We start from the raw sequence: 7,261 nt of genomic DNA, 5'->3' as shown, positions 1-7,261 counted from the left end.
AGTCCACGTCATCGTGTTTATGGAGAAAACACACGCGACACATGATCAAAGACCGTCACAGCGCCAGTCGTGGATAAATGATGAGTGCCGATCTGCCCTTTACTGAGCGAAGGGTTTAGTTGCGAAACCAGGCGCTGCGAATAGACTAATTTAGTCAATTCTGTCACCTCGAACATCAGCAAACCCGCACCATATTGATCATACCCTTGGCGTTGTGCAAGCCTGAATATCTTTCCATCTTCCTTGATGAGCCCAGCATTTCGCCCACCCTCAGAATCAATACAAATTGGATTTAATGGGTGTGGAGTCCAGTCGTTTGCGAGCGGTGAATCCGCATAGAAAAGATACAGCTCAGAAGTGTAATCATTCGATCCGGATGTATCGATGCTGGTGAGCATCCACCACAATCCCGCGTGTTCAAAAAGCATTGTGTCCGCAGCCGATACATCGTCCATGATGATGGCACTCGGCTCCCAATGCAGCGGAAACTCAACGCAACGATACAACTGAATTTGGCTAGAAGCGGATGCCTCTGGGCACATGTAAAGATCGCCTCGGTATTGAAACAAGAACGGAAATGAAAGATGAAATGGTTTCTTGATACAGTCACCCAGGTGAACCACTTCACCGTTGGACACCTCCAAAACAGCAATGTGGCCAAGGCGGGTCTTGTAGACGTAATCTTCAACAAAACAATAAGTTCTTCCGTTATGAGCGTAGATAAACGGATCAGCCCAAAAATGCCCCTTAGGTGCAATGGCTTCGTTGCGCAAGCTTGTATTTACATCATTCCAATTTGACTGAATAAATGACAACCCCCACTTCTTCTCAAAAGTGGTGAAGCGGTAGAGTATCTTCTTACTCAATCTGTAAATAACTTTGAATAGATAAACAAAGCTTTCGTGAACGTTTGGAGTTCGGTCAGTACTTGTAAAACTTCGAAGGTAAAGGTTTTCCCGGGGTAACTCACGGCTAGCAGCGATACGACTTAAAAGACTGTGAAAGTGCGGGCCTGACTTTCTATACATGTTTGCTTGATTGAGTGAAAAGCAAAAAAATGTTGGAAAAAATCCACTTAACAATATCTCACTTCTAGTAAGTTTATCGGTTAGCGTCTGAATTGAAAACCCAGTTTTAGGTGCCTTGTTATAGCACTCCCAGAAACAAGATTTATCTTCACGATGCAAGCTCTCAGAACCATTGCTATAGGAGATCACGCCTAGGCGTGCTGCACGCAAAATATCTCCCTCTATTCGACCTGATCCACACCGAATAATCAGATCGAGATCCAGTGCACTAACACGCCTCACATCAAATTCAGAATATTGACAGTTTGAAGCGTCATTGACGAACTCAGGACGAATCGTAATCTGTTTATCAATTAGCTTCGTCAAATCAAATTTATCAAAGTGATGACGATGTAATTTGCTAAATCTTATGAGAATTTTTTCAATAAATATGATAGAACTGAAAATTCTTTCAGATGCTTTTTGACGAAGAAATTTGAAATTTATTCGTTCAATCAGATTTCTAAAAACAGCCTTCTTTTGTGGCGAATTGAGAATGAGATGGGTAATCTCAAGGTTAGTTTGGTGCATAGCCCATTCCGCCAATTCATACACATACTTACTTGAAAACCTGTCATCAAGCAAAAGTCCGATTCGTAAGTTTTTCATTCTCTATGTTGCTCGGCGTTAGTGAAAATAATTGGTTGAAACGCGTATGGAAGACCGTTTTTACTGTCAGTTAGTGGTGGGGATGCTCCCACAGCAAAAACTTGTGCAAAGTTAACCCGGAATTTCTTGCACAAAATTGATAATTTGCAAGTCAGACATTCGACTAGCCCATCGAATGTTGAAGCGCTATTCGAAGAGAAATGATTGATTGAGAAATCTCAATTTGAATTTATTCAAAAATCTTACGCTGGCAACATTGCTGAAAAGTCACATTTGGTGTGGAAATACAGACGTCCGATTTTTAAAATCCTTTATGGCGCACCAACTCCTACGGTGAAGTCTTACATATGAATTCAATTAAAGGCGCAGTGTTTTCAAATTTTGTTGAATACATCTGCCAACGTCGGTTCCTGCACATTTTCAGTGGATCAATTGCTGTCGCGGTATTGGTCTTATTCATCTCCGTAACATTCAGCGAAGTCGCAGCCTTGCTGACATTAGCCATATTGCTATTCATGGCCGTGCCGAAAAAAATCTTTCAGCACACAATTTTTATACCGATCATTCTGCTACCACTAGGATCTACCACACTCATTCCGCACGAGATGTTAGGTTTGACAGGACTAAATCCACTAAATGCTAGCTTATTTTTAACGATAGGAACTCTAATGTTGATCTGGATGGTTCAACCTTGGAAGGTGTCATATCCGAGATGGCCTGGATATTTCTGGGCCTACGTTTTTATGATGACCCTAGGGGCACTCCATGGCGCGATGCATGTGGATGAAATACCAGAATACTTCAGGGCTCTGAAAGTGATAAATTTCAACACTGTAGGCGGATATCTTCAAGACACATTTTTTAAGCAGATGCTTATTCTGGTAACCGCCTATATTTTCTCATTTGTAGTCAGAAACGCACTTAATCCAACCTATTGCCTAGTTCCGTTGTTTGCATCAACTCTCGTTTTGCCAATCACAGTCATAGCGATCGTATCCTTGTCGGGGGAATCACTATCGTATCTTGCATCTAGTGATTCACGCGGTTTTTTATCCGTCATAGGCATGCATGCCAATGAGTTGGGCTTGATGTTCAACATGATGTTTGCATTGTCGATATTTTGCTTCTTCAATGTGCCTGGTGCATCAAAAAAATTTAACTTAGGTCTAATTAGTCTCACTCTGATGGTTGCGATTGCCTTAACGTTTTCTCGCGGCGCCTACTTGGGATTTATTGCAGTTGTCATGTACCTACTAATTTCTAAAGGTCAATTTCGAATAACTTTATTAGCGATAATAATTTGTATCGGTGCAGTAATATTGGTACCCGATGCGGTAATAGAACGTGCGTCATCTGGTATTGCACATGGCAGCGCTGACGACATAAGCGCGGGGCGAGTTTCAGGTATATGGATACCTTTGGTCGAGGATATATTGAGCAGTCCGCTCATCGGGCATGGGCGCAGCTCGATCCTATGGACAGATGCAGCTAAAAGTCAAAGCATCCTACCGGTCGGTCATCCTCATAGTGCCTATTTAGCTACAGTTCTTGACTATGGGTTGCTCGGGGTAATTATTTTCATTCTCTTTTATATACACATGTGGCGTGTATTTAAGACGATGGCAGATATTTCTATTGAACCTGTTTGGCGTGGTTTTTTCAGAGGTTCAATGGCTTGCATACTACTACTGCTTGTGCAAGGTCTGACAGACGACAGTTTTACACCAAGCAGTACTCAACCATATCTTTGGTTGGCATATGGTGCTGCGGTCGGACTTATTTCCAGAATAAATTCACAAACTAGAGGTGATTCCTCTGAGGAAAAAGAATGAAGATCTGCTTCGTGGGCTTAGACAATCTTCCAGTTTTAGCACCGGAATTTGGTGGTCAGTGCAATGGTGGTGAACAGGTTCAACAAACCCTGCTAGCAAAAGCATTTGCTCGAAAGCGCCATGACGTTAGCATGGTGGTCTATGACTATGGGCAAGCCGACCTCGCGACTTGGGATGGAATCACTACATATAAGACACATCGTGAAAACGATGGCATACCTGTTTTCCGCTTCATCCATCCGCGCTGGACAACGCTGTGGGCAGCACTACGCAGAACAAATGCTGATATTTACTATACAAGTTGTGCCGGCATGCACTTGGGGTTATTGGCAATGTTTTGCAAACGTTACGGTAAAGAGTTTGTGTTTCGTGTGGCACATGATTTTGACTGTGATCCTAAAAAGCTTCTGATCCAGTATTGGCGAGACAAGAAACTATATGAATACGGTCTGCGTCGTGTAAATGGGATTCTGGTCCAAAGCGTACAGCAGCAACGTGCAATGCTTAAGAACTATGGCTTGAAGAGCGAAATTGCAGAAATGCTCGTAGACACTCCGAAGCAGGAAGTAAGTCGCGATGCAGACGTGCTGTGGGTTAATAATCTTCGGCAGTTCAAGCGACCTGACCTTTTCTTGAACTTGGCAAAGAAGTTACCCCATATAAAGTTTCATATGGTGGGCGGTCCCCTGCCAGGATTCCGAGAACTGTTCGAGGCCGTTCGTAGCGAAGCTTCTCAGATACCCAATCTAACATTTCACGGAAGCGTTCCGTATCACGATATGGATGAAAAATACGCCTCGGCAAGCGTATTTGTTAATACATCAGATTCTGAAGGCTTTCCTAATTCCTATTTACAGGCATGGATTAGAGGTACTCCAGTAGTAGCGTTTTTTGATCCAGACAAAGTTATCCAAAAAAATGGAATTGGGTACGCAGTTTCAACTTTGGATGAAATGGCCGATGCTGTCTCTAAACTGGTGGAAGATAAAAACCAATGGAATGTTGTCAGTAGGCGGTCACAAGCGTATATGTCAGACGTCCATGCGGAAAACCGCATCATTCGTCCTTATCTTGACATGTTCGAAAGGTTGACATAAATGGAAGGTAATAAAGTGAATCTTCTGTTCATCGTTAATTCACTCGGGGTTGGCGGTGCTGAAAAGCATGTTGTAACCCTGGTGAATAATCTCGATGTTTCACGTTTTAAGCTGTCGCTTGCTTATCTTAAGGACGAATCCGAGTTGCTTCAGCAACTCGACAGGGATCGTATCGATGGTCGTGAATTTTGCTGCCATGTTTCAAAAAAAATTGATATGCAGGCCGTGCAAAAACTTGCTTCACATATCCGAGAAAACGTGATCGATGTGATAGTTTGCACTAATGCATTCTCACTTCTTTATGGCTGGATGGCCCGAATACTTTCAGGCCATCGACCTCGACTGGCAGTCGTTTTCCATACAACAGAACTGGGATCGATGAAGGACAGACTGCAAATGCTGTTCTATAGACCGATATTCTGGACTAGTGACATGCTGGTGTATGTCTGTGAAAATCAAAAAAAACATTGGCGCACCCGAGCATTATGGGCAAGGCATGCAACGGTCATTCACAACGGAATTGATGTTGATTTTTTTCATGACAAATATTCAAATGAAGCAAAGATATCGTTGCGAAAAATCTACGGATTTAGTGGGAATGACTATGTAATCGGCATCTGTGCCTTTTTACGTCCTGAAAAAGCGCATAGTGATTTATTGCAGGCCATCGCCATTTTGAGGAATAACGGGGAGAACGTTAAATGTCTAATCATTGGAGACGGTCCTCAACGTTCTGAAATCGAAGACAAAATCGGTCGTCTTGGACTGAAGCAGCATGTCAGCATCACCGGCTTACTCAATGATGTTCGCCCGGCCATTGCTGCGTGCAGCGTGATGGCATTGGTTTCACACAATGTTGAAACTTTTTCTATAGCTGCACTGGAATCGATGGCGCTTGGCAAGGCCATGGTCATGACTGAGATAGGAGGAGCTTCTGAGCAAATATCACACGAAATAAATGGATATTTGTACATGCGTGGTGACATCACTGCACTGGCAAAAGCGCTGCATCAACTGATGGAATTGGAACACCGAACCACGATAGGAACGCGCGCTCGGTCAAAAGTTGCCAACCATTTCTCTCTCAGTGGCATGGTTCAGTCTTATGACAGACTCTTCCTTCGGATGGCAAAAGACCATGCCTAGACTACCACCGCTAGCACGGCAACCTTCTGCCGTCGAAATAAAAATCCGTAGTAACGCACTTTCGCTGGCCGTTGCCGGTGGTGTCGATTACGGACTGCAGCTAGTTGTACCGTTCTTTCTAGTTCGTTTGCTCGATCCAACCGTGTTTGGCCAGTATCGGCTGTTGTGGCTTATGGCAGGAACTGTCATGGCGATTGCACCAGCCTTCATGCCGCAAGCGCTCTTTTACTTTCTGACAAGAGCAGAGCACGAAGAAAAGGGTCTGCAGATTGGCAACGTGATGGTCTATCTAGCAATTGCCGCATGTGTGGTGAGTGTTGTGACCAGTGGTTGGAACCCGTTATTACCAGTGATAGCAGAGCAACTTTTTTTTCAAACCCACGGTATATCCACCCTATTCATCTCACTTTGGGTGGTAGCGTCGCTGCTGGATGTGCTGCCTACTGCCGAGGGACGGGCACATTGGCAATCTAGCGCAATAATTTCTTTGGCAGTATTCCGGACACTTATTCTGGCAGGTGTGGCCTTTGCCTCCTGTGATATTGGGCTGTTGGTCAGCGCCATGCTGTCGGTCGCAATAATAAAACTCGCTTTATTGGCGTATTACTTGTACAGCCGACGTGAAGGAATACAGTGGCAACTGGCAGGTATTAAAAAACAGTTAACCTATTGCCTGCCTTTCGCCATTGGCAACGCTCTATTCCTCTTGAGAACTCAGGCAGATCAATGGGTCGTCGCCAGCATGCTTGTGCCAGCACAATATGCAATATTTTCCATAGCGTCAGCGGTTCTGCCAGTAGCATCTTTGATTCGCCAACCCATGATTAACGCAATGATGGCTGAACTGAACAGGGCTCAGTCATGCGGGAACTTCAAGGAAGTTAGTCAGTTGATTGCAAAGACCAACGGCGCTATCGCATTGTTCCTGCTGCCAATTTGCGGCATCTTGTATGTGACGACTCCCGAGTTGATTAACATCGTCTACACCAGTAGATACTGTGATGCCGTGCCTATCATGCGGGTATATCTAATAGGCATGATGATCGCCGTTTTCGCCGTTGGCCATGTGCTGCCCGCACTTGAGCGAGGTCGTTTTGCTGCCATTAACAGCGCATTTTGTTTAGTTCTTTCAATCACCTTGAGCGTCGCTGGCATCAATAGATTTGGAATGGTGGGTGCAGCACTCGGCAGTGTCCTTACTCTGGGCATCAGTGAGTTTTGGTCGGTACTGGTCGTATCTCGAACACTAGGTTCTGAAATGCGTCAACTACTAGCTTGGCGAATATTGAGATTACCATTTTTCGCAACAAGTTTAGCGACACTTGGCGCTTTGACACTGGGCGAGTTCGTCAGTGGAAAGTCCTTTCAAATGCTGATGATCAAAGGCTTGGCCTATGTCACTTTGTACGGGACATATTTTCTACTATTCGGTGGATGGAAGACTCTTAGGTCAATTGCTTTACGACGTCATACAGCACCTATTGATATTTGATTCATCAAAAGGAGTGGA

At 44.3% G+C, this 7,261-nt stretch carries 5 protein-coding genes; 4 read left to right on the top strand and 1 reads right to left on the bottom strand.

The features are described 5' to 3' along the window. Nucleotides 1–17: 17 nt before the first annotated feature. Nucleotides 18–1,676 (bottom strand): hypothetical protein, encoded by a 1,659-nt coding sequence (locus WCG50_RS03485; RefSeq protein WP_336898180.1) that lies wholly within the window; start codon nucleotides 1,674–1,676, stop codon nucleotides 18–20. Between the two features lie 347 nt (nucleotides 1,677–2,023). Here WCG50_RS03485 and WCG50_RS03480 point away from each other — a divergent pair, with 347 nt between their 5' ends. Genes WCG50_RS03480 through WCG50_RS03465 form a run of 4 tightly spaced genes read left to right on the top strand, consistent with a single transcriptional unit; the run spans nucleotide 2,024 to nucleotide 7,243 of the window. Then, on the top strand, nucleotides 2,024–3,508 hold the full coding sequence (locus WCG50_RS03480) for an O-antigen ligase family protein (protein WP_336898179.1): 1,485 nt from the start codon (nucleotides 2,024–2,026) through the stop codon (nucleotides 3,506–3,508). Continuing rightward, nucleotides 3,505–4,605 carry a glycosyltransferase family 4 protein gene (locus WCG50_RS03475; protein ID WP_336898178.1) on the top strand — a complete coding sequence of 367 codons (1,101 nt, stop codon included), beginning with the start codon at nucleotides 3,505–3,507 and terminating at the stop codon, nucleotides 4,603–4,605. Before WCG50_RS03480 ends, WCG50_RS03475 begins: the two co-directional genes overlap by 4 nt. Next, entirely contained in the window at nucleotides 4,606–5,751 is a 1,146-nt protein-coding gene (locus WCG50_RS03470; protein ID WP_336898177.1) for a glycosyltransferase, read from the top strand. It abuts the gene before it with no gap. Continuing rightward, the gene (locus tag WCG50_RS03465; protein WP_336898176.1) at nucleotides 5,744–7,243 is read left to right on the top strand and encodes an oligosaccharide flippase family protein; all 1,500 of its coding nucleotides are present in this window, start codon (nucleotides 5,744–5,746) and stop codon (nucleotides 7,241–7,243) included. The genes WCG50_RS03470 and WCG50_RS03465 overlap by 8 nt, the downstream gene beginning before the upstream one ends. Nucleotides 7,244–7,261 lie beyond the last annotated feature (18 nt).

It is taken from the genome of Rhodoferax sp. (assembly GCF_037143375.1).
In the GTDB taxonomy this organism is placed as follows: domain Bacteria; phylum Pseudomonadota; class Gammaproteobacteria; order Burkholderiales; family Burkholderiaceae_C; genus Rhodoferax.
The sequence above is the reverse complement of the archived record's forward strand: the minus strand, read 5'-3'. Positions and strand labels throughout refer to the sequence as shown.